The sequence below is a fragment of the Phenylobacterium glaciei genome (assembly GCF_016772415.1).
Taxonomy (GTDB): domain Bacteria; phylum Pseudomonadota; class Alphaproteobacteria; order Caulobacterales; family Caulobacteraceae; genus Phenylobacterium; species Phenylobacterium glaciei.
Genome location: NZ_JAGSGD010000001.1, coordinates 228,359 through 250,548, shown reverse-complemented (window position 1 = coordinate 250,548; position 22,190 = coordinate 228,359). Strand labels below are relative to the sequence as shown.

Here is a 22,190-nt window from a genome sequence, read left to right as displayed (position 1 = left end):
GTCAACTCAACGTGCTCGCCGAATACGTCCCGCCACTGCGATGGACGCGGATAAGAGCAACATGATGGCGAATCCCCCGTCGCCGAAACGCGAATACACCGTACGGGCGAGCGCCGAAGGCAGCCGAACGTCGATATTTCCTTCTTCGCCAAGGGTTAAGCGGGCGCCCAAAATGGGGCGCCCATAGGCGTCGATCATGGTCGACACCCCAGTGGGAGTGGCGCGCGCGATCGGCAGGCCCTCCTCGATGGCGCGGTAGGAGGCGATATTGAGGTGCTGCCAGGGTCCGCTGGTGGCCCCGAACCAGGAGTCGTTGGACACGTTCAGCAGCCACTCGGCTCGCCCACCGCCGCGCCGGGCGGCGTCCGACGCAAAGCCCGGGAACAGAGCCTCGTAACAGATCAGCGGCTGGAGGGCGGGGACGCCGTAGGGGTGGATCGGCCGGGGCGGCGGGCCGGCGGTGAAGTCCTCGGGCATGTGCACCAGACTGCGGATGCCGAGCTTCCCCGCCAGGTTTCCCAGGGGCAGGAACTCGCCGAACGGCACCAGGCGGTGCTTGTCGTAATAGCCGGTCACCCGCAGGCCCGGCGCCTCGCGGCGTAGCACCACCAGGCTGTTGAAGTAGGAGACCCCGCCAGAGGGCGTCGGCTCCACCCGGTTGGCGCCCATCATCAGGGTCTGGCCGGGCGCAAGGGCGTCGGTGAGACGCACCGCATAGGGGCTGCCCGGCGCCAGCAGGTCATCGATCACCGCAGGCAGGGCGCCCTCGGGCCAGACGATGATGTCGGGACGGGTCTTGGAACCTTGCGTGCTCAGCCGGACATAGGTGGAGAACACCATATCCAGGTTCTCCGGCCGCCACTTTTCCTTCTGGTCGATATTGCCCTGGACGATCCGCACCAGGGGCGCGTCGGGACGGGCGGCCACGCCGTCCGACAGCCGCAGGGCGCCGAAACCATAGAGGCCCGCCAGCATGGCGACGATGGCCACGGCGCCGACGATCCGGGTCCTTCCGGCCTCCCACAGCAGGGCCACGGCGGCGCCCAGGGCGATGGTGATCCAGGACAGACCATAGGTCCCCACCACCGAGGCGGCCTGGGAGGGGGCCGACCCCGCCCGCCAGGTCTCGCCGGGCAGATCCCAGGGGAAGCCGGTCAGCACGTGGCCGCGAAGCCATTCGCAGAGCGCCAGGGCGCCGGCGAACACCAGCACCCGCCACGGCCCCTTGATCCCGGCGGCGCGGTAGATCAGGGCCGCCAGTCCCCAGAACAGGGCCAGGCCGCCGGACATGGCGATCAGGGCGAAGGGCGCCATCCAGCCCTGGTTGGCGGCGTCCACCAGAAAGGGCTCGGTGATCCAGTGGGCGCCGACCGCGAAATAGCCGACCCCGGCCAGCCAGCCCCGGAAGAAGGCCGAGCGCAGGGGCTTAGGGCCGTCGGTCTCCGACAGCCACATCAGCAGCCCATAGGCCGCGACGCCCACGATCAAGCCGAAGGGCGGATGGGCCAGCCCCGCGCCGACGCCAGCCAGGACCGCCAGGATGCGCGCGCGCCAGGCCGCCGTCAGGGCCACGGTCAAATGATGATGTCCGGCTCGGGCAGCTTGCGCACCCGCACCCGCTTCACCCGGCGCGGATCGGCGTCGGTGACCTGGAACTCAAAGCCGCCCGGATGGCTGATCACCTCGCCGCGCTGCGGCACCCGGCCGGCGAGCGCCGTGACCAGGCCGGCCACGGTGTCGATCTCTTCCTCAAGGTCGGGCGGCGCCAGGTCGGCGCCCACGGCGGCCTCCAGCTCCTCCAGGGGCGCGCGGGCGTCGACCTCGAACACCCCGCCTGGGCGGGCGACCACGCCGGCCGTCTGGGCGTCGTCGTGCTCGTCGTCGATCTCGCCGACCACGGCCTCCACCAGGTCTTCCAGGGTCACCAGGCCGTCGGTGCCGCCGAACTCGTCGATCACCAGGGCCATGTGGATGCGGCTGGTCTGCATGCGCAACAGCAGGTCGGCGGCGCGCATGGAGGCCGGGACATAGAGGGCGTCGCGGCGCACTTTCTGCAGGATGACGTCCTCAGGCGCCGGCGGCTTGCCGCCCTTGGTCTTGGGGCTGGCCAGCAGCTTGAAGACGTCCTTCACGTGGACCACGCCGACCGGGTCGTCGAGGGTCTCGCGATAGATCGGCATGCGGCTGTGCTCGGCCTCGACGAACCGCTCGATGACGCCGGCGAAGGAGGTGGTGAGCTCCACGGCGACGATGTCGGCGCGGGGGGTCATGACGTCCTCGACCCTCAGGGTCTGGAAGGCGTGGGCCTGGTCGACCATGCGGTCGCCCACCAGGTCCACCGGGGTCGGCGCAGGCTCCAGGCCGCCCGTGCCGCGCAGCCGTCTCAGGAAGGCCCGTATGCCGCGGCTCTTGCGCGCGGCTGCGGGCGGGTCTTCGGAACTAGCCATCGTCTCCCTGTTCGGCGCCGTAGGGATCAGGCGCCCCCAGACCGGCCATGACCACGCGCTCCAGACCTTCCATGTCCTCAGCCTCGTCGTCGGTTTCGTGGTCGTACCCTACAAGATGCAGCACCCCATGCGCCACAAGGTGTTGCAGATGGTGGGCGAGGCTCTTGCCCTGCGCGGCGGCCTCGCGCACGCAGACCCCGTGGGCCAGGGCCACGTCGCCGAGATGATCCTCGGGATTCTCCGCAGCAGGGAAGGACAGCACGTTGGTCGCCATGTCCTTGCCCCGAAAGCGGCTGTTGAGGTCCTGGACAGCGGCATCGTCGGTCAGCAGCACCACGACGGCGCCTTCGCGCTGAGCGGCGGCGAGGGCGGCGTTGGCGGCGGCCGCGACCAGGGCTTGAGCGTCGGGTAGGTCCCGCGCCCAGGCCTCGTCCTCGATCTCGATCTCGATCAAATGGCGCGTCCGCGCTTGGCGGCGTCGGCGTCATAGGCCCGCACGATGCGCTCCACCATCGGGTGGCGGACCACGTCGTCGGCGGTGAAGCGGTTGACGCCCACGCCCTTGACCCCCTCCAGCAGACCCACGGCGTGGGCCAGCCCCGAGTCCGACGAATTCACCAGGTCGATCTGGCTGGGGTCGCCGGTCACCGCCATGCGTGAGCCTTCGCCGATACGGGTCAGGACCATCTTCATCTGCAGGCGGGTGGTGTTCTGGGCCTCGTCGACGATGACGAAGGCGTGGCTCAGCGTGCGGCCGCGCAGGAAGGCGATGGGCGCCACCTCGATCTCGCCCTTCTCGCGCCGGCGCTTGAACTGGTCGGCGCCGAGGATATCGGTGAGCGCCTCCCAGACCGGGGCCATATAGGGGTCGACCTTTTCCGACAGGTCGCCGGGCAGGAAGCCGAGGCGTTCACCGGCCTCCACCGCCGGGCGGCTGACGATCAGGCGCTCCACCTCGCCGCGCAGCAGCATGCCTGCGCCATGGGCCACGGCCAGGAAGGTCTTGCCGGTGCCGGCGGGGCCGAGGCCGAAGACCAGCTCGCAGGCGGCCAGCGCCTGGAGATAGCGGGCCTGGCCCGGGGTCTTGGGGGCCACCTGGCCGCGCTTGCCGGTGGGCAGGCTGCCGGGGGCGCCGCCGCGACCCACCCGTCCCTGGCCGATGGCCACCCGAATATCGGCCTCGGTGATCTCGAGGCCCTGGTCGGCGCGCTCGGCGATCTGCTCCACCACCCGCCGGGCGGTGGCGCGGTTCTTCGACTCGCCGGTGATGGAAACCCCGCCGCCGGGGGTTTCCATCAGCACGTCGAAGGCGTCCTCGATCAGGGCCGCGTGCCGGCTGGCCGTCCCGCCCACCGCGCGCACGGCGATGTCGGACAGGGGAATGAATTCAGGCGCCTTACTCACGCAAACTCCAATGCCAGGGACCCGGCGAGGCTCATCTTGGCCGCGCTGTCGATACGCACGGGAACGATCTGGCCGATCAGATGATCGGGCCCGCTCACATGCACCGCCTGTAGATAGGGGCTGCGGCCGGAAAGTTGACCCGGGTGACGGCCGGCGCGCTCGAACAGCACCGGCAGGGTCCTGCCCGCCTGGCTTTCGTTGAAGGCGGTCTGCTGTTCGTCCAGCAGGGCGTTGAGGCGGGCCAGCCGCGCGTCCTTCACCTCGTCGGCCACCTGGCCCGGCAGGGCGGCGGCCGGCGTGCCGGGGCGGCGGGAATATTTGAACGAGAAGGCGCCGGCATAGCCCACCTCGCGGACCAGCTGCAGGGTGGCCTCGAAATCGCTGTCGCGCTCCCCCGGGAAGCCGACGATGAAGTCCCCGGCCATGGCGATGTCGGGCCGCTGGCTGCGGATCTTCTCCACCAGCCGTAGGTAGCTGTCGGCGGTGTGGGCGCGGTTCATGGCCCGCAGGATTCTGTCGGAGCCCGCCTGCACCGGCAGATGCAGATAGGGCATCAGGGCCTCGACCTCGCCGTGGGCGGCGATCAGGGCGTCGTCCATGTCGGCGGGGTGGCTGGTGGTGTAGCGGATGCGGTCCAGGCCCTCGATCTTGGCCAGCCTGCGCGCCAGACCGGCCAGGCCGCCTTCGCCGGAGTAGGCGTTGACGTTCTGGCCCAGCAGGGTGACCTCGCGCACACCCTGGTCGGCGAGGCTGCGGGCCTCGGCCAGGATCGCCTCGACCGGCCGCGAGAACTCCGCGCCCCGCGTATAGGGCACCACGCAGAAGGTGCAGAACTTGTCGCAGCCCTCCTGGATGGTCAGGAAGGCGGTGACCCCGGAGGGATTGCGGACGGCGCCCAGCCGATCGAACTTGGCGTCGGCGGCGAAGTCGGCCGACAGCCGCTCGCCCTTGGCGCGGTGGGCCCGCGCGATCAGTTCGGGCAGCTGATGATAGGCCTGGGGTCCGATCACCAGGTCCACCGCCGGCTGGCGATGCATGATCTCCTTGCCCTCGGCCTGGGCCACGCAGCCGGCCACGGCGATGGTCATGGACTGGCCGGCCGCCTGTCGGGCCAGCTTCATCTGCTTGAGATAGCCGAGCTCGGAATAGACCTTCTCTGTGGCCTTCTCGCGGATATGGCAGGTGTTGAGCACCACCAGGTCGGCGTCCTCCGGACGCTCGGTCATGGCGTAGCCCAGCGGGCTGAGCAGGTCAGCCATCCGCTCGCTGTCATAGACGTTCATCTGACAGCCGTGGGTCTTGATGTAGAGACGCCGGGTGGGCGCGGGGTCGGACATGGCGTCAGCTTATGCGGCTGTGGAAAAACGCACGCAAGCCGCCAGCCGGACCCTATTCCTCGACCGGGACGCCGTAGAGCTCCAGCCGGTGATCCACCAGCTTGTAGCCGAGCTTGCGGGCGATGGCCTCCTGCAGGGCCTCGATCTCGTCGTCGACAAACTCGATGACCTTGCCCGACTTCATGTCGATGAGGTGGTCGTGGTGCACCTCGGTGGCTTCCTCATAGCGCGAGCGGCCGTCACGGAAGTCGTGGCGGGCGATGATGCCGGCCTCCTCGAACAGCCGCACCGTGCGGTAGACCGTGGCGATGGAGATGTGCGGGTCCACCTGGTGGGACCGGCGGTACAGTTCTTCCACGTCGGGGTGGTCATGGGCCGCCGACAGCACGCGCGCGATCACGCGGCGCTGCTCGGTCATGCGCATGCCCTTTTCGACGCAGAGATTTTCGATCCGGTCCACGAACCGACTCCTGATTTCCAACTACCGTAGGGGTAGGTCTAGAGGGACGTGCCGCCAAGGTCGAGACGCATGACGGCCGCGTCCACATAGATGCCGCCACCGCGATCATAATAGCTTGGCCGCCGGCCGGCGCGAACAAAACCGTGGGCCTCGTACAGGGCGATGGCTGGGTCGTTGTCCACGGCCACCTCCAGGAACATCGCCGCCGCGCCTGCCGCCCGCGCGGTAATGGCGGCGGCGGCCACCAGGGCGCGGGCCACCCCCTGGCGCCGGGCGGCGGGATCGACGGCCAGGGTCAGGACCTCGGCCTCCCCGGCCAGGGCTCGACAGAGGATCATGCCCAGCGGGGTTTCGGCTTCCACGATCAGGCCGAAGGCGCCGGGGCCGCTGGCCAGGTCGGCGATCTCCTCAGGCCCCCAGCCGGGGGTGAAGGCGCGGCGATGCACCGCCGACAGGGCCTCGAGGTCGGCCTCTTCGGCGGCGCGGAGCTTCATGCCGGCAGGTCACGGCCGCCCGGCAGCTTGGCGTCGGGGGCGCGGAGATAGAGGGGGCGAGGCGGAACCGCGGGACGGCCGGCGGCGATCTGGGCCACAGCCACCGGATCGGCGTGGTCGGCCGCGACAAGGATGGCGCCCGGCAGCAGGTCGCAAACCAGGGCCGCGCCGGACCCCACCAGGGTCACGTCGCCCGCGCCAAAAAGTTCCGCCAGCCGCGCGGCGGCGGTTCCCAGCGGCAGGGCGTCCGGCGCGCTGACCGCCACGCCGTCGGCGAAGGCCTGCAGGTAGACCTGGTCACGCTTGGCGTCGAGGACGGCGAAGACGGTTCCGGTAAGCGGCTGGGCCAGGGCCTCCAGCACGCCGACCCCGATGACGGGAATAGAGAGCGCCGCGCCCAGGCCCTTGGCGAAGGCGAGACCGACCCGCAGGCCGGTGAAGGAGCCGGGACCGACGGTGACGCCGACCCGTTCAAGCTGGGAAAATTCAACGCCGGCTTCCGCCATGACCTCCGCCACCAGCGGCGCGAGCCGTTCCTGGTGGCCCCGGGCCATGGGCTCGACGCGGGACGCCAGCACACGCACGCCGTCGAGGACGGCGGCCGAGCAGGCGCCCAGGCAGGTATCGATAGCCAGCAGGATCAGAGGGTCTGCTCGACCCGGGTGACCTCGGGCACATAGTGCTTGAGCATGTTCTCGACCCCGGCCTTCAGGGTGGCCGAGGAGGACGGACAGCCCGAGCAGGCGCCGCGCATGTGCAGCCACACGACACCGGTGTCGGGCTCGAAGCGGTTGAACAGGATGTCGCCGCCGTCCTGGGCCACGGCCGGACGAATTCGAGTGTCCAGTAGATCCTTGATCTCGGCCACCACCTGGGCGGTGTCGGCGTCGTAGACGGTCTCGTCGTCATGGCCGCCGCTCTCGGCATCAGCGGCCACCGTGAACAGCGGCCGGCCCGAGGCGAAGTGATCCATGATGGCGGCCAGGACCGGCGCCTTCAGGTGCGGCCAGTCGGCGTCGGGCGCCTTGCCCACCGTGACGAAGTCGTTGCCGAAGAACACCCGATCGACGCCGTCGATGTCGAAGAGGTCTGAGGCCAGCGGCGAGGCCTCGGCCTCAAGCGGACTGCGGAAGTCCCGCGAGCCCTCGGCGAGGACTGTTTGTCCGGGCAGGAACTTCAGGACCTCGGGGTTCGGGGTGGGTTCGGTCTGGATGAACATGGGCCAGATGTGGCGTTAGAACAGGCAATGCGCAAGCTTTGGCGAACCTGTGGACCCTCGCGGGCGTTCAGATCGCGACCAGCCGCCGCATGAGGGCGTCAAGCTGCGATTGAACGGCGGCGGGAAAGGGTGTATCGCGCCCGCCGCACAACGGCATCGTGCCGACCAAGGGCGCCGCTTTTTCGGTCCCGGAGACTTTGGATGGCTGATCCGGCCAGCGTCGCCACTGAGGCGACGGAGGATTCGCTGCACGCCCCCCACAAGGAGAGCTTCCGCGCCCTGGCGCTGGGGGCGATCGGCGTGGTGTTCGGCGACATCGGCACCAGCCCGCTCTACGCGATGCGCGAGGCGCTGCACCACACCCGGGGCACCGTCTCCAACGAGATCGCGGTGCTGGGCGTCGTGTCCCTGGTGACCTGGGCGCTGATCCTCATCGTCACCATCAAGTACGTCGTCTTCCTGATGCGCGCCGACAACAAGGGCGAGGGCGGGACGCTCGCCCTGATGGCGCTCGCCCAACGTTCCCTCGGCCGCCGTTCGACGGCGGTGTTCTTCCTGGGCGTGATCGGCGCGGCGCTGTTCTATGGCGACGGCATCATCACCCCGGCGGTGTCGGTGCTCTCGGCCATCGAGGGCCTGAAGGACGCGCCGGGCGTCGGCCACAGGATGGCGCCCTTCGTGGTGCCGATCTCGGCGGCCATCCTGGTGGCCCTGTTCATGGTCCAGGCCAAGGGCACCACCAGCATCGCCAAGTTCTTCGGGCCGATCACCGCCCTGTGGTTCCTGGTCCTGGCCGGCCTGGGCATCTACCACATCATCGAGGACCCCTCGATCTTCCGCGCCCTTCTGCCGCACTACGGGCTGATCTTCCTGTGGGACAACGGCCTGCTGGGCTTCATCATCCTGGGCAGCGTCTTCCTGGCTGTGACCGGGGCCGAGGCCCTCTATGCCGACATGGGCCACTTCGGGAAGAAGCCGATCCAGGCCGCCTGGGTGATCCTGGTCCTGCCGTCCCTGCTGCTGAACTATCTGGGCCAGGGCGCCCTGGTGCTGGCCCATCCGGCGGCCCGGGCCAATCCGTTCTTCGCGATGATCCCCGAGGTCATCTACTGGCCGGTGCTGCTGCTGGCGACGGCGGCCACCGTCATCGCCAGCCAGGCGGTGATCACCGGCGCCTTCTCCATGACCCAGCAGGCGGTGCAGCTGGGCCTGTTCCCGCGCATCGACATCCGCCGCACCAGCGAGACCCAGGCCGGCCAGATCTTCGTGCCCCAGGTCAACACCATCCTGATGATCGGGGTGCTGGTGCTGCTGTTCACCTTCCGCAACTCCTCCAACCTGGCGGCCGCCTACGGCATCGCGGTGACCGGGGCGATGTTCGTCGACACCCTGCTGTTCTTCGTGATCATCAAGCACATGTGGAAGCGGCCGACCTGGCAGGCCTGGCTGGCGGCCATCGGCTTCGGCGCCCTGGACGTCACCTTCATCTCCTCGAACCTGCTGAAGATCCCGCAGGGGGCCTGGCTGCCCCTGGTGCTGGGCCTGGCCCTGGTGATCATCATGTGGACCTGGACCCGCGGCGCCCAGATCCTCACCGACAAGACCCGCCGCGACTCCGTGCCGCTGCTGGAACTGTCGGAAATCCTCAAGGCCCGCGCCCCGCACCGGGCGCCCGGCACGGCGATCTTCCTGACCTCAGACCCCGACATGGCTCCGGTCGCGCTCATGCATAATCTCAAGCACAACAAGGTGCTGCACGAGAAGAACATCATCCTGACGGTCCACACCGCCGAGACCCCGCGGGTCAAGGAAGCCAACCGCGTGGAGATCACGCCGATCAACGATGACTTCAAGCGGGTCACGATCAACTACGGCTTCATGGAGAGCCCCAACCTGCCCAAGGCGCTCGGTCTCTGCCGCAAGCTCGGCCTGAAGTTCGACATCATGGCCACCAGCTTCTTCCTCGGCCGCCGCTCGGTGGTGGCCTCGGCCCAGAGCGGCATGCCGCTCTGGCAGGACAAGCTGTTCATCTTCCTGATGCGCAACGCCGCCAACCCTACCGACTTCTACAAGATTCCCCCCGGCCGCGTGGTCGAGCTCGGAACCCAGGTGACCGTCTGATGCTGCTGTCCCTCGTCGGCGACGCCCTGTGGATCATCGCCATGTCGATCATGGCCTCGGCCACCCTGGCGGCCTGGCGACGGATCGACCCCGAGACCCGGGTGCCCCTGCAGTTCGCCCTCAGCGGCGCGCCGACCTTCCGGCTGAAGCGCAACATCGCCCTGCTGCTGATCCCCGCGGCGGCCTTTGTCCTCGGTCTGGGGCTGGTGGCCTTCAATCGCAACGCCGCGGCCAACATGGAGCAGGCGGTGATCCTGTTCGGCGTGCGGGCGACCGCCGCGGCCCTGATCACCATCGGCCACCTGCGCTGGCTGAAGGCGGCCATGGACTTGCTGCAGAGTGAAGGCGCGCTCAAGCCTTGATACGGCGGGCCTTTGGCCCCTATACGCCCGCGACGTCCATTTCCTGCCGAAAGTCCGCACGCCCATGTCCAAGCCCGCGATCAAGAAAGTCGTCCTGGCCTATTCCGGCGGGCTGGACACCTCGATCATCCTGAAGTGGCTGCAGACCGAGTACGGGGCGGAGGTCATCACCTTCACCGCCGATCTCGGCCAGGGCGAGGAACTGGAACCCGCGCGGGCCAAGGCGCTGGCCGCCGGGGTGAAGCCCGAGAACATCTTCATCGAGGACGTGCGCGAGGAGTTCGTGCGCGACTTCGTGTTCCCGATGTTCCGCGCCAACACCGTCTATGAGGGCCAGTACCTGCTGGGCACCTCCATCGCCCGGCCGCTGATCGCCCAGAAGCAGATCGAGATCGCCCGCAAGATGGGGGCCGACGCCGTCAGCCACGGCTCCACCGGCAAGGGCAACGACCAGGTCCGCTACGAGGTGGCCTATTACGCCCTGGAGCCGGACATCCACGTGATCGCCCCCTGGCGGGAGTGGGACTTCAAGAGCCGCGAGGCCCTGCTGGAGTTCGCCGAGCAGCACCAGATCCAGATCGCCAAGGACAAGCGCGGCGAGGCGCCCTTCAGCGTCGACGCCAACCTGCTGCACTCCTCCTCCGAAGGTAAGGTGCTGGAGGACCCGGCGGTCGAGGCGCCCGAGTTCGTCTATATGCGCACCATCGCTCCGGAGGACGCCCCCGATAAGGCCACCGTGTTCACGATGGACTTCGAGAAGGGCGACCCCACCGCCATCGACGGCGTAAAAATGAGCCCCGCTACCCTGCTCACCAAGCTCAACGAGCTGGGCTACGCCAACGGCGTCGGCCGGCTGGACCTGGTGGAGAACCGCTATGTCGGCATGAAGTCTCGCGGTGTCTACGAGACGCCCGGCGGCACGATCCTGCTGGCCGCCCACCGGGGCATCGAGTCCATCACCCTGGACCGCGGGTCCATGCACCTGAAGGACGAGCTGATGCCGCGCTATGCGGAGCTCATCTACAACGGCTTCTGGTTCACGCCGGAGCGCGAGATGCTGCAGGCCGCCATCGACCACAGCCAGGCCATGGTCAACGGCCAGGTGACGGTGAAGCTCTACAAGGGCAACACCACCATCATCGGCCGCACCAGCCCCTACTCCCTCTACGACCAGGACCTGGTCACCTTCGAGGAGGGCAAGGTCGCCTACGACCACAACGACGCCTCGGGCTTCATCAAGCTCAACGCCCTGCGCCTGCGGGTCGCCGCCAAGCGGGACAAGCGCGTCAAGGGCTAGCCCCTATCCTTGGGATCGTCATGGCCGGGCTTGTCCCGGCCATCCATGATCTCCGAGATTCAGCAAGCCTCCACGACGCCCGCCGCAAATCCTGCGTCGCGGCGGAGATCATGGGTCCCCGGGACAAGCCCGGGGATGACGATGACGTTGTGGCTTAGGGCTGGGCCGGGCGCAGGACCCTAGGGCCGAGGTTGTCCATCACCGCGCGGGCATCGAAGGCGTGGGTGTCGCCTTCGGGCTTGGCGCCCTTGTGCATCACCACTTCCGCGCTGGCCTCGAACTTCTCCACGGTGCGGACGTCCATGCGGTCGCCCCAGAAGGGGTCGCCGAAGAAGGGATCCCAGGAGCGCCAGCCGTAGCCCGCGCCGTAGTAGCGCCAGGACGGACGCCAGAAGCCGTAGCTGGGGCCGTACCAGGGCCGGTAGAAGGGATCGGGCTCGACATAGGTCCGCGCGTCGCGGTCGGTCTGGCGGTCCACCACCGAGAACCAGTCATAGCCCTGGGCCACCGTCAGCTCGGCCGAGCGGTAAAGCAGATAGCCCTCCACCGTCTCGCGCGAGGTCAGGCTGTTGCCGGCGAAGTTCACCCGGAAGCGGTCGGCCTCCAGGCGCACCTCGGAGAAGCCCCCAGAGGTGGCCTGGCCGCGGACATTGGGCTGGTAGGGGGTGGCGGTGGCGCAGGCCCCGAGCGTGGCCAGCAGCAAGGCGCTGGCGGCGAGGGCGGCATATCGGCGGGTCATGTCTGTGGGCCCTAGTGAAGCGTCTGGAACATACCAGCCGAACAGATGGGCTTTATTTTGGTTGCCGCCAAGGGTTTGATGTCAAAGTCGAAATGCGAAAAAGTCGGGGCGCGCCTGTCTTGAATCAGGCGCGCCCCAGGTTTTTCCTCGGGGGAGGAAACCCGCACCGACGCTGGGGAGCGCCGGGTCAGGATCTCGTCAGACCAGAGCCTCAGGGTCAGATGAAATCATCTGACCCGTTGGAAGGGCTCCTGCTCAAAGTAGGGATCAGAATTCCTCCCAGTCCTGGGTCTTGTGCTGGGTGGCCGCAGCGCCGCCGAAGTTGGCGCGGATCTTCTCGGCCATCCGGCGCGGCGGGGAGGCCGCGGGACGCGAGCCCGGTCCGGCCGCCTGGGGCCGCGACGCCCGCGGCGGAGCGCTCTCGGCGCCCGTGCGGAAGTCGCCCATCAGCCGGCGCAGCTCGGTGGCCTCGCCGTTCAGGGCGTGGGCCGCGGCGGTGGATTGCTCCACCATGGCGGCGTTCTGCTGGGTCACCTGGTCCATCTTGTTGACCGCGGCGTTGACCTCGTTGAGGCCGACAGCCTGTTCCTTGGCCGAGGCCGCGATCTCCCCCACCAGGCCGTCGATCTCATCGACCTGGGCCACCAGCATCTCCAGGGCCTGACCGGTCTTGCCGACCAGTTGTACTCCTGAGCCGACCTGGGTCGACGAGGCGCTGATCAGGGCCTTGATCTCCTTGGCCGCTTCCGCCGAGCGCTGGGCGAGCGCCCGGACCTCGGAGGCGACGACGGCGAAGCCCTTGCCGGCTTCCCCGGCCCGGGCGGCCTCGACCCCGGCGTTCAAGGCCAGCAGGTTGGTCTGGAAGGCGATCTCGTCGATCACCCCGATGATCTGGCTGATCTGGGTGGAGGACTTCTCGATCTCGCCCATGGCCAGGACGGCCTGGCGGACGATATCGCCGCCGTCCGCCGCGCCGGTCTTGGCGGTCTGCACCACCGCCCGGGCGTGGCTGGCGCCTTCCGCGGACTTCTTCACCGTGGCGGTGATCTCGTCGAGGGCGGCGGCGGTTTCCTCCAGGCTGGCGGCCTGCTGCTCGGTGCGCCGCGAGAGGTCGTCGGAGGCGCCGGCGATCTCCTCGGAGCTGGAGCCGATCTGCGAGCTGGTGGCGACGATGACCTGCATCGCCTCCCGCAGCTTGTCGACCGCGGCGTTGAAGTCAGAGCGCAGGGCCTCGTATTCCTCGGGGAAGGCCTGGTTGATGGAGTGGGTCAGGTCGCCTTGGCTCAGGCGCGACAGGCCATCGGCCAGGGTGCTGACGACCGCGGCCTGGGCGGCCTGGGTGTCGGCCCGTTCCTTTTCCGCCTGGGCCCGGGTCGCCTGTTCACGGGTGGCCATGGCTTCCTGCTCCTCGCGCATGGCGGTGAGGCGCAGCTGGTTGTCGCGGAAGACCCCCAGGGAGCCGACAATGGCCCCCAGCTCGTCCCCGCGGGCGATCTTGTCCAGGTCCTGCTGGTTGTCCCCGGCGGCCAGCTTCTCGGTGGCGCCGGCGATGCCCTGAATGGCCCGCTTGACCCCCAGGATGGTGGCGATCGAGATCCCGGCGACCGCCAGCAGCGTGATGAGCGCCCCGCCCATCGCCAGCTTTCCGGTCATGGCGGCCTCGTCGGCGCTGGCCTTGGCGTGCGCCTTGGCTTCCTTCTGGACGAGCGCCGTGGCGCCATCCAGGGTCTCGGTCATGCGGTTGTACTGAACCTCGAAGGGTTCGACGAAGGCCGCGGCGGTGGCGAAGTCGATGCCCAGCATGGAGCCCACAACCTCGATCCCGCCGCGATAGTCGGTCAGGTCCTTGATCAGCGAGTCGAAACGCTTCTGCTCGGCGGGCGGCATCTTGCCCTTGAGCTTGCCGAGGTCGGCCTTGATGGAATCCACGTCGGTCATCAGCTTCTGCAGCTGGGCGGTGGGGTCGGTCCCCGGGGTGGCCGCCGTGTGGGTCATCAGCAGGTAGAGGTCGCCGTGCACCGCGGTGATGCGCTTGGAGATGCGCGCCAGGTCAAGGCTGACGGCCATGTCCTGGGACACGATGCGGTCGATGGCCCTGGACTGTTGCTGCTGGCTCCAGACAGCCCCGCCGGCCACCAGGGCCAGCATGAGCACGGCGAAGGCAGGAGCGAACGCCATCTTCACCACGAGTGAGAGGTCGGCGAGGCGGAAGGTCTTCATCTCAATTCTCCGAAGGAAGCGTGACCCCGCCGCGGCGCGGCGGGGTCGGCTTGGCTCACCAGGTCTTGCTGACGGTGAAGAGAACCCGGCGCTCGGCTTCAAGGCCGCCGGTCTGCTTCTGACGGGCGCTGGTCAGGTTCTGGCCCGAGATGGCAAGGGTCAGGCCGTTGTCGAGCTGGCGGCCGAGGCGGGCCGAGAGGCTGGCATAGGCCTTGACCGGGGTCAGCGTGCCCGAAACCACATCCCAGCCGTCATAGTCGCCGACATAGTGCAGGTTGGCGTCGGCTTCCCAGCCGGCCTTTTCCCAATCCATGCCCAGGTTGCCGCGGCCCGAAGGGGTCGTGCGGGCGAAGGCCACGCGGCGGTTCAGCGGATTGATCCCGGGGAAGTAGCTGTCCTTGACGTCCGTCCAGGTGTAGTCGGCCCGCCAGCCGAGTTCCGGCGTGACCTGGCCGGAGGCGGTCAGTTCAGCGCCCTTCAGCTTGGAGTCTGAGGCGTTGATATAGGTCGCCGCGCCATTGGTGGTGGCTGTCGGCATGATATCCAGCCCCGCCGTGGAGATGGCGCTCTTGATATCCTTCCAGTCCTGGGCGAACAGCCGCACGCCCAGCTTGGCCTTGATAGGCGCGAAGTCGTGGTCATAGGCCAACTCGTAATTGGTCACGATCGACGGTCGCAGGTTCGGATTGCCGATCAAGTCGATGGTGAAGCCTGGCGCGATCGCGTAGGGGGCCTGGATCCCACCCAGTTCGATCAGGCTCGGGGGCTGGACGCCGCGGGCGTAGGACAGGCGGAAGGTGTCGGCGCTGGTCGGCCGCCAGGCCGCCGTGGCGTTGGCGCTGGTCTCGGTGATGTCGCGGTTCCAGAGGCCATTGTTGGCCTGGGGCGCGCGGGGCGCAAAGACCCCGCTGCGGTCCAGAGACATCTTGTCGACACGCAGCGCCGCGGTGGTGGTGAACTGGTCGGTGATCTGCCAGTTCCACATGCCTGACAGGGCGGCGACGTCGTAACTGACGTCGGCGCCGCCATAGGGCGCGACATTGAGCGTGTTATGGCGGAATTCCCCGCTCAGCCGCACCGTATGGGCGGTGCCGATCTTGAAGAGATCCTGCAGGCTGGCGACAGTGATGGTGTTGTCCCACCGGATTCCGCCGACCAGATTGTAGTTCACCTTCAGCTTGTTCTGGTAGACCTGGGCCTGAATCGAGCCAAAATCGGTCTCAGACGTCAGAGTCGCCTTGCCGGAGGTCGTGATCATCTTGGCGATGGTGTAGTAGGCGCCGCCGGTCAGCGAATCCTGCTGGGAGTTCGACCAGGAGCCTTCCATCCGCAGCTCGGTCTTGGGGTTCAGCTGGGCCACCAGATCCAGGTTGGCCGAGGCCCTCTTCGGATCATGTAGCTCAGACTTCTTCGGGCTGGCGCGGGTGGCGCGCCATTCGTCCGCCGATTCACCGCCCGCCGACAGCCGACCGAAGATCGCCTCGCCCAGCTTGAAGGTGGCGACCGCCGACCCGCCCGTTGCGCCGCCATTGCCGGCATGGGCGGTAACGATGTTGGTCGCGTCGAACTTCGGATTGTAAGTGATGATGTTGACGACGCCGGAGACGGCGTTGAAGCCGAACAGGGCGCTGTTGGGGCCCTTGACCACCTCGATCTGCCGGATTTCCGACAGCTGCACCGGGATCGCCGCCCACTGGGTCAGGCCGTAGTGGTCGAGATAGACTTGGCGGCCATTGACCAGCACCAGCAGGCGCGGCGAGCTGATCTGATTGTAGCCACGCACGTTCACGTCCGACTGTCCGGCGGAGTGGTTCAGCACGTCGATGCCGGCGGCCCGCTGCAGGATGCCGGGCAGGCTGGTCTCGCCGGAGCGGCGAATCTCGTCGGCCGAGATGATCTGCATGTCGGCCGGGGCTTCGGTGGAGCGCTGCGGCGAACCGGTGGCCGAGGTGGTGACGGCCTCGCCGAACAGCTCCTGCAGGGAGCCGTAGTCGATGGACTGGGCGTTGGCGGCGGAGGCGGCGAGCGCGAGGCCCGCGGCGGCGCCGGCCAGAAGAAATTGCTTTTTCATGGGTGCTTGTTCCAAGCCGGTTCGGCTCAGACCTCCTTGATCATCATGCGGAAGGCGGCCTTGAAGGTGGCCCCCACGGCGGCGGCGGCGGCGCGGTTGACGGTGATGTCGACCTTCGGGTCGGTGGAGACCCCCATGACGCAGGCGCCGGAATTCACGCAGGCCGGGTCGGACCCGATAGTCACCAGCTTCTTGGCCTTGCCCGCCGCGCCGACCGGGCCGTAACCGACACCAGTGGTGACGTAGAGGGCGGCGACGCCGCTGGCCCCGCCGACGGCCGAGGCTTCGATGGGCTTACCCGTCAGGGTGACCGCGCCAGCCGCGTAGCCCGCGCCCAGAGCCGCCATGATGGCGTTCTTCTCGGCGACGGATCCCGGCTTGCCCGGATCGAACACGACCCCCAGCACGGCCCGGCCCGTGGGGCCGTTCTCAAGGAAGGTCAGGGCGCGGCCGGCGACCGCCAGGTCCTTGGCCGGGTCGGCGTGGCCGACCATCGGCGTCGCCAGGACGAGGGTCATGGCCCCCGCCGACAGCAAGTGTTTCGTTGAAATAGACATTTAGCCCCTCTGTCTTGGTCCCGCGCCATTCTGGCGACGGTGGGTGGTTCGTTCGGGAAGGAAGCCGCCGATCACTCGGCGGGCGGGTTTTGGAGTTTCACCCGGCCATGCGGACCGGGAGCAGCGCCTGCCGTTTGGCTGCGAGGCCGAACGGGGAGGTGTGGGATCGGGCGGCGGGGTCCTGCACGGAACCCGCCCAGCGCGCAGCGGGGATCGATGGAGCCAAGGCCCCAGTCGCGATCAGGTTTTCATCGTGTTCCGACATCGTCGTCCCCTCGCCCACCGTGGGCTGAACGAGGGCCGTTCTGGACATCTCAATGGTAAATAGAAGTTAAGGCGCTTTGACCTGATGCGGCAAAACGCGTCGTAATTCAGACTGGTTATGTGTATAATTCGGCAATACTATAATATATGCTCGTGTTGTTCAGTCGGCAATACCGCAGAATAGAGGCTAATATTAATGCGGATGACCATCGAATACATGATTTTGAATACGACTTTTCCTGCGATGAACTCTGGAATTGAGCTTGGATAGCGGTCTTTATCCTTGGCCCTACCGCGGTAGGGCTGCCCTTGAGAACTGGCGCCGAAGCTTAACCTTACTGGTTTGGAGCCTTTTGTCGCACCCACCATGGTGGCGGTTTGTCGCAGCCTTTAAGGCGCTGAATTTCCTGCGATATACCCGGATCGGGGATGTGGCGGCGCCCCTAGGGATCCGACGTCCTGACGGAGCGGTCTGACTCTAGTGGCGCAGGGCCATGAGCGCCGCCGCCGTGATCAGCAGCACCCCCACGACGAGCTGGAAGCCCCGCCGGAAGCGCGGTTGCGCCATCTTCCGGGCCAGGGCCGCGCCGCCCAGCCCGTAGGCGCTCATGGAGATCACGTCGAAGCCGATGGTGCCGCAGGCGAAGCAGGCCAGCTGCGGGGCCAAGGGCCTGTGCGGGTCCAGGAAGGGCGGCAGGACGGCGGTGAAGAACAGGATCGCCTTGGGATTGGAGATCTGCACGGTGAACCCGTCGCGCCAGGCGCGGGCGCTGGGCTGGATGGAGGCGGGCTTGAGCTCGCCCAGGGTCTCGATGCGGGCCGCCAGCAGGCTCTTGAGCCCCAGCCAGGCGACATAGGCCGCCCCGGCGTAGGCGATCAGGTGGAAGACTTGCGGAAAGGCCAGGACCGCGGCCCCCAGCCCCAGGGCCGCGACCCCGAACCAGACCAGGGTGGCGCTGTTCATCCCGGCCACGGCGATCAGGGCGGCGCGCTTGCCGCGCTCGGCCCCGATGGCGATGGCGAAGACGTTGGCGGGCCCCGGCGTCACCGCCATCACCGCCATCACCCCCAGGAAGGTGGCGTAGCGGGCGGGGTCGACGGGAAGGATCATGGGGCGGGGCCGGCGGCGATGGGGTTCAGCGCCCAGCTAGCCGCTTCGCCGCCGCCGCGAAAGCCCGGCGCGGCGAGTCCGGGGGCCGCAACCCACGCGGCGCGCAATAAAAGGGCTCCAGGGCGGGGAGCCCTGGAGCCTTGGGGACGCGGCCGAGAGGCTGCGTCCAGCCGGGGATCTGCCGGCCGCCTGGGAGGGCGGCGGCGGCCGTCAGATCACCAGGTCTTGCTGACGGACAGCAGGATGCGGCGTTCACTTTGCAGCCCGGTGGTCTTGGCCAGGACCTGCCGTTCGCGCAGCAGGTTCTGCCCGCTGAGCGAGACGGTGACGCCGTCGGCGCGTTCATAGGCCACTCTTCCGGCAAGGGTCGTGTACCCCTTCACCGGCTCGAGGGTCTGGTTGCTGGTATAGGAGTTGAACTTGGAGACGCGATGCAGATAGCCGTCCGCCGTCCAGCTTCCGTGGGTCCAGCCAAGGGCCAGGTTGCTGCGATACTTGGGGCTGGTGTCGCCGAAGGCCACCAGGCGGCGCACAGGGCTGTAACCGGCGACGGGCGTGTCGGTGATGTCGGTATAGGTGGTGTCGGCGCTCCAGCGGAAGCCCGCCTGAAGTTGGCCGGAGGCTGACAGTTCGACCCCCTTCATCTCCGAGTCGCCGATGTTGAGATAGGTCAGGGCGGCGTAGGTCGTGGCGGTGGCCGGCACGTCGATCTGGAACTTGCTGACCCCGCTCTTGACGTCCTCGGTGCGCTGCGCGAACGCCTTGACGCCGATCCGGGCGTTGAGTTCCGGCAGGGCGCGTTCATAGGTCAGCTCATAGCTGGTGACTATGGCCGGCTGCAGGGTCGGGTTGCCGACCGTGGCCACGCCGACCGGCGGCGCGGTGGTAGGGAAGACCTGGCGCGAGCCCAGCTCCACCAGGGTCGGCGCCTGGACGCCCCGGGCGTAGGTGGCCCGGAAGGTGTCGCGGTCGGTGGCGGCGAACACAGCGCCCAGATTGAGGCTGACCTCCTCGATCGATCGGTCCCAGTCGCTATTTCGGTTCCGCGGCATCCCGGCTGGGAACGTCCCCGAACGGCGCAGGGTCAGGCTGTCGAACCTCACAGCGGAGGTGACCGACACCTTGGGGTTGATCACCCAGTTCCACATGACCGAAGGGGCCCAGACCGAGTACCCGACCTCGGCGCCCTCGACGGGCGTCGTATTGACCTTGTTGTCGCGGTACTCGAGGCCAAGCCGGAGGGTATGCGCCGTGCCGATCTTGATCAGATCCTGCACCTTGGCCACGGCGATGGTGTTCTGGTAGTGCAGGGGCGTGGCCCGGGAATCGAGTTTGTTCACATAGGCCTGGGCCTGGATGGTCCCAAAGCCGGTGTCGGCGTCCAGGGAAACCTTGCCCGAGGAGGTCTGCACCCGGTGCCGGGCGTAGGTGTAGCCCGAGAGCATCTCGCTCTGGCCCGAGTTCGACCAGGAGGCCTCGACCCGCAGATCGGCCTTCGGCGAAAGTTCGGCCACGGCGTCCAGGGCGGCGCGGACACCCCAGGGATCGGAGAGCTGGGCGGCGGTGATGGCCGGGTTGGTGTTGGCCCACTCATCCTGCTTGTCGGTCCCCGCCGAGACGCGCACGGCGATCTTGTCGCCGAGCTTGAGGGTCTTCACCACCGTGGCGGCGCTATAGCCAAGGTTGCCGGCCTGGACGGAAACGACGTCAGTGGCGTCGAATTTCGGATTGTAGGTGATGATGTTGACCACGCCGGAGACGGCGTTGAACCCGAACAGGGCGCTGTTGGGACCGCGCACCAGTTCGATCTGGCGGATCTCCTCCAGGGCGACCGGCAGGGTGTGCCAGTCGGTATAGCCGAAGTGGTCGAGATAGACCTGGCGGCCATTGATCAGGACCAGCATGCGCGGTGAACGTGACTGGTTATAGCCCCGCACGCTGATCTCCGAGGCGCCGGCCGCGAAGGGCAGGATATCGACCCCGGCCACCCGGCTGAGGATGGTCGGGATGTCGGTGGCGCCCGAGCGCTTGATGTCGGCGGCGCTGATGATGGTCATATCCACCGGGGCCTCGGTGGACCGCTGCGGCGAGCCGGTGGCCGAGGTGGTGACCGGTTCGTTGAACAGCTGCTCCAGCGAGCCGTAGTCGATGGACTGCGCCTGGGCGGCGGTGGCGGCCAGGGCCAGACCGGCGGCGGCGCCGGCCAGAAGGATTTGCTTCTTCATGTGGGTTTGTTCCAAGCCGGCTCGGCTCAGACCTCCTTGATCATCATGCGGAAGGCGGCCTTGAAGGTGGCGCCGACGGCGGCGGCGGCCGCGCGGTTAACGGTGATGTCGACCTTCGGGTCGGTGGAGACGCCCATCACGCAGGCGCCGGACGTCACACAGGCCGGGTCTGATCCGATGGTGACGATCTTCTTGGCCTTGGCGGCGGCGCCGACCGGCCCGTAGCTGACGCCGGTGGTGACATAGAGGGCGGTGACGCCGCTGGCGCCCCCGACAGCGGAGGCTTCGATGGGCTTGCCGGTGAGGGTCACGGCCCCGGCCGCGTAGCCCGCGCCGAGCGTGGCCATGATGGCGTTTTTCTCCGCCACCGAGCCCGGCTTGGACGGGTCGAAGACCACGCCCAGGACCGCCTTACCCGTGGGGCCGTTCTCGAGGAAGGTCAGGGCCCGGCCGGCGACGGCCAGGTCCTTGGCCGGGTCGGCGTGGCCGACCATGGGCGCGGCCAAAGCCAGGACCAGGGCCCCCGCTGGCAGAAGTTTCTTGTATCGGTTGAACATGGTGCTCCCCTCGCCCGGCGGGCTGAATGACAGAAGGGGATAGCAACCTTGCGGCGCTTGGGTAGTCGTTGCGACAAAATGACCCTTGTGTAAAAGGATACGGTCCGTGACTGCTGAATGTATTAGCGAGAATATTTGGTTAAGTTACAGTATAGCTTTTGGTACTACTTATTTTCCTTAGAGGTATGAAGCTGTTTTTCCTGAATTCCAACGCGCGGCGCAGCTTCGTCTCCTGCCACTTTCCAATCGCTGCCGGTCTCATGCCGCATGGCGACCTAGCCCTACCGGGGTAGGGCCACGGCTCGAAACTGACGCTGTTGTGAAATTCTACTGTGAAGGTTCATAGTGTCGCACCCGCGCAGGCAGGGCCCCTGAAAGGGCTTAAGCCACTGATTTTGAGAGAGAATATCCCCGATCCGGGTATAGCCCACCGACCTGGTCGGTGGCTTTCGTCAGGCTCGGGATAGGCGTTACGGGGCGATTCGGGGGTACGCGAGAGCGATTCGCCGGGCGCGCGGTGCGGGCGCCCGGCGTGACGCCTTCGCCTAGACCGTGCCGGTGGTGGCCATGATCCAGATGATGCGGCCGAGCGCCCCGAACAGCAGGACGGCGGTGGCCAGGGCCTGGATCATGAAGCCCGCCTCGCGCTTGCCGGGATCGGCCACATAGCCCAGGGCGTAGACGATGCGTCCGACAATCCAGACCAGACCTACCGCGGCGGCGATGCGATCATCCCAGTAGATGGCGAACAGCCACAGGCCGGCCAGGAAGACGGGCAGCCATTCCAGGGTGTTGTAGTGGACCCGGATGTTGCGCTCCAGGTGCGGATGGCCGTGCATGGCCGGCGCGGCGATGCCGGAAACTTTACGGGCGCCCCCCACCCGGACCCCCATCCAGAGGTAGACGAGCAGGGCCAGGATGGTGACGATGGCGACTTCGTAGTGCGGTTGCATTGATTTCCCCCGAAAATTGGCCAGCGCGACGCGCCGCCTTTGTCCCTCAGGGTGACACGCGTCGAGGTCGGCGGGAACCATCCCCCACGGCTGGGGTGTTTTAGGTCGTCAACGGAGACTTTGGAGGTCCCGGATGCAGGTCGAATCCGCCGCTATCAGCGATATCCGCTATGACGAAGGCCGCGCCAAGCTGTTCGTCAGGTTCCTTGATGGAGACGAATACGTCTATGTCGGCGTGCCGGGGGAGGTGCACCGCAGTTTTGTCGACGCCGACTCGAAGGGGCAGTTCTTCGCCTTCGAGATCCGCGACCAATATCCCTACAACAAGATCCGGGCCTGACCAGGCTCGGCG

Annotated in this window: 21 protein-coding genes; 4 read left to right on the top strand and 17 right to left on the bottom strand. The window is 67.6% G+C overall.

Annotated features, from left to right (window positions below; genetic code table 11):
* Positions 1 to 6: 6 nt before the first annotated feature.
* The 9 genes from lnt to JKL49_RS01170 are packed head-to-tail and all read right to left on the bottom strand — an operon-like array spanning position 7 to position 7,361.
* A complete protein-coding gene (gene lnt / locus JKL49_RS01210; protein WP_249778002.1) occupies positions 7 to 1,578 on the bottom strand; it encodes an apolipoprotein N-acyltransferase in 1,572 nt (523 codons plus the stop codon).
* The gene (locus JKL49_RS01205) at positions 1,575 to 2,447 is read right to left on the bottom strand and encodes a hemolysin family protein (protein ID WP_215337666.1); all 873 of its coding nucleotides are present in this window, start codon (positions 2,445 to 2,447) and stop codon (positions 1,575 to 1,577) included. The genes lnt and JKL49_RS01205 overlap by 4 nt, the downstream gene beginning before the upstream one ends.
* Complete coding sequence (ybeY, locus tag JKL49_RS01200; protein WP_215906448.1) at positions 2,440 to 2,901, bottom strand: rRNA maturation RNase YbeY; 462 nt, start codon at positions 2,899 to 2,901, stop codon at positions 2,440 to 2,442. Before ybeY ends, JKL49_RS01205 begins: the two co-directional genes overlap by 8 nt.
* Positions 2,898 to 3,851, bottom strand: a complete 954-nt coding sequence (locus JKL49_RS01195; RefSeq protein WP_215337664.1) for a PhoH family protein — start codon at positions 3,849 to 3,851, stop codon at positions 2,898 to 2,900. Before JKL49_RS01195 ends, ybeY begins: the two co-directional genes overlap by 4 nt.
* On the bottom strand, positions 3,848 to 5,188 hold the full coding sequence (miaB, locus tag JKL49_RS01190) for a tRNA (N6-isopentenyl adenosine(37)-C2)-methylthiotransferase MiaB (RefSeq protein ID WP_215337662.1): 1,341 nt from the start codon (positions 5,186 to 5,188) through the stop codon (positions 3,848 to 3,850). The genes JKL49_RS01195 and miaB overlap by 4 nt, the downstream gene beginning before the upstream one ends.
* A 52-nt stretch (positions 5,189 to 5,240) precedes the next feature.
* A complete protein-coding gene (locus JKL49_RS01185) occupies positions 5,241 to 5,648 on the bottom strand; it encodes a Fur family transcriptional regulator (RefSeq protein WP_215337660.1) in 408 nt (135 codons plus the stop codon).
* Between the two features lie 38 nt (positions 5,649 to 5,686).
* Positions 5,687 to 6,142, bottom strand: coding sequence for a GNAT family N-acetyltransferase (locus JKL49_RS01180; protein ID WP_215337658.1), 456 nt, complete (start codon positions 6,140 to 6,142; stop codon positions 5,687 to 5,689).
* On the bottom strand, positions 6,139 to 6,783 hold the full coding sequence (gene tsaB, locus JKL49_RS01175) for a tRNA (adenosine(37)-N6)-threonylcarbamoyltransferase complex dimerization subunit type 1 TsaB (RefSeq protein ID WP_215342635.1): 645 nt from the start codon (positions 6,781 to 6,783) through the stop codon (positions 6,139 to 6,141). The genes JKL49_RS01180 and tsaB overlap by 4 nt, the downstream gene beginning before the upstream one ends.
* Entirely contained in the window at positions 6,783 to 7,361 is a 579-nt protein-coding gene (locus tag JKL49_RS01170) for a NifU family protein (RefSeq protein WP_215337656.1), read from the bottom strand. The genes tsaB and JKL49_RS01170 overlap by 1 nt, the downstream gene beginning before the upstream one ends.
* Positions 7,362 to 7,562: 201 nt before the next feature.
* Between JKL49_RS01170 and JKL49_RS01165 the strand changes: the two genes are divergently transcribed.
* From JKL49_RS01165 to JKL49_RS01155, 3 genes are all read left to right on the top strand, one after another.
* On the top strand, positions 7,563 to 9,482 hold the full coding sequence (locus tag JKL49_RS01165) for a potassium transporter Kup (RefSeq protein WP_215337654.1): 1,920 nt from the start codon (positions 7,563 to 7,565) through the stop codon (positions 9,480 to 9,482).
* Positions 9,482 to 9,844 carry a hypothetical protein gene (locus tag JKL49_RS01160; RefSeq protein ID WP_215337652.1) on the top strand — a complete coding sequence of 121 codons (363 nt, stop codon included), beginning with the start codon at positions 9,482 to 9,484 and terminating at the stop codon, positions 9,842 to 9,844. The genes JKL49_RS01165 and JKL49_RS01160 overlap by 1 nt, the downstream gene beginning before the upstream one ends.
* A 64-nt stretch (positions 9,845 to 9,908) precedes the next feature.
* On the top strand, positions 9,909 to 11,141 hold the full coding sequence (locus tag JKL49_RS01155) for an argininosuccinate synthase (RefSeq protein WP_215337650.1): 1,233 nt from the start codon (positions 9,909 to 9,911) through the stop codon (positions 11,139 to 11,141).
* A gap of 154 nt (positions 11,142 to 11,295) precedes the next feature.
* Here JKL49_RS01155 and JKL49_RS01150 read toward each other — a convergent pair whose 3' ends face one another.
* From JKL49_RS01150 to JKL49_RS01115, 8 genes are all read right to left on the bottom strand, one after another.
* Positions 11,296 to 11,880 (bottom strand): CC0125/CC1285 family lipoprotein, encoded by a 585-nt coding sequence (locus tag JKL49_RS01150; RefSeq protein WP_215337648.1) that lies wholly within the window; start codon positions 11,878 to 11,880, stop codon positions 11,296 to 11,298.
* Between the two features lie 267 nt (positions 11,881 to 12,147).
* A complete protein-coding gene (locus tag JKL49_RS01145) occupies positions 12,148 to 14,100 on the bottom strand; it encodes a HAMP domain-containing methyl-accepting chemotaxis protein (RefSeq protein ID WP_215337646.1) in 1,953 nt (650 codons plus the stop codon).
* A 55-nt stretch (positions 14,101 to 14,155) separates the two neighbouring features.
* Positions 14,156 to 16,171, bottom strand: a complete 2,016-nt coding sequence (locus tag JKL49_RS01140; RefSeq protein ID WP_215337644.1) for a TonB-dependent receptor plug domain-containing protein — start codon at positions 16,169 to 16,171, stop codon at positions 14,156 to 14,158.
* Between the two features lie 26 nt (positions 16,172 to 16,197).
* Positions 16,198 to 16,689 carry a hypothetical protein gene (locus JKL49_RS01135; RefSeq protein WP_215337642.1) on the bottom strand — a complete coding sequence of 164 codons (492 nt, stop codon included), beginning with the start codon at positions 16,687 to 16,689 and terminating at the stop codon, positions 16,198 to 16,200.
* Positions 16,690 to 17,470: 781 nt separating this feature from the next.
* Positions 17,471 to 18,103, bottom strand: a complete 633-nt coding sequence (locus tag JKL49_RS01130; protein WP_215337640.1) for a LysE family translocator — start codon at positions 18,101 to 18,103, stop codon at positions 17,471 to 17,473.
* Positions 18,104 to 18,318: 215 nt separating this feature from the next.
* The gene (locus JKL49_RS01125) at positions 18,319 to 20,328 is read right to left on the bottom strand and encodes a TonB-dependent receptor plug domain-containing protein (RefSeq protein ID WP_215337638.1); all 2,010 of its coding nucleotides are present in this window, start codon (positions 20,326 to 20,328) and stop codon (positions 18,319 to 18,321) included.
* A gap of 26 nt (positions 20,329 to 20,354) precedes the next feature.
* Positions 20,355 to 20,885: a hypothetical protein gene (locus JKL49_RS01120; protein WP_215337636.1), complete on the bottom strand. Its 531-nt coding sequence runs from the start codon at positions 20,883 to 20,885 to the stop codon at positions 20,355 to 20,357.
* Between the two features lie 545 nt (positions 20,886 to 21,430).
* Complete coding sequence (locus JKL49_RS01115; RefSeq protein ID WP_215337634.1) at positions 21,431 to 21,838, bottom strand: MAPEG family protein; 408 nt, start codon at positions 21,836 to 21,838, stop codon at positions 21,431 to 21,433.
* A gap of 133 nt (positions 21,839 to 21,971) precedes the next feature.
* On the opposite strand from JKL49_RS01115, the gene JKL49_RS01110 reads away from it, so the two are divergent.
* Positions 21,972 to 22,178: a KTSC domain-containing protein gene (locus JKL49_RS01110; RefSeq protein ID WP_215337632.1), complete on the top strand. Its 207-nt coding sequence runs from the start codon at positions 21,972 to 21,974 to the stop codon at positions 22,176 to 22,178.
* Positions 22,179 to 22,190: the final 12 nt, after the last annotated feature.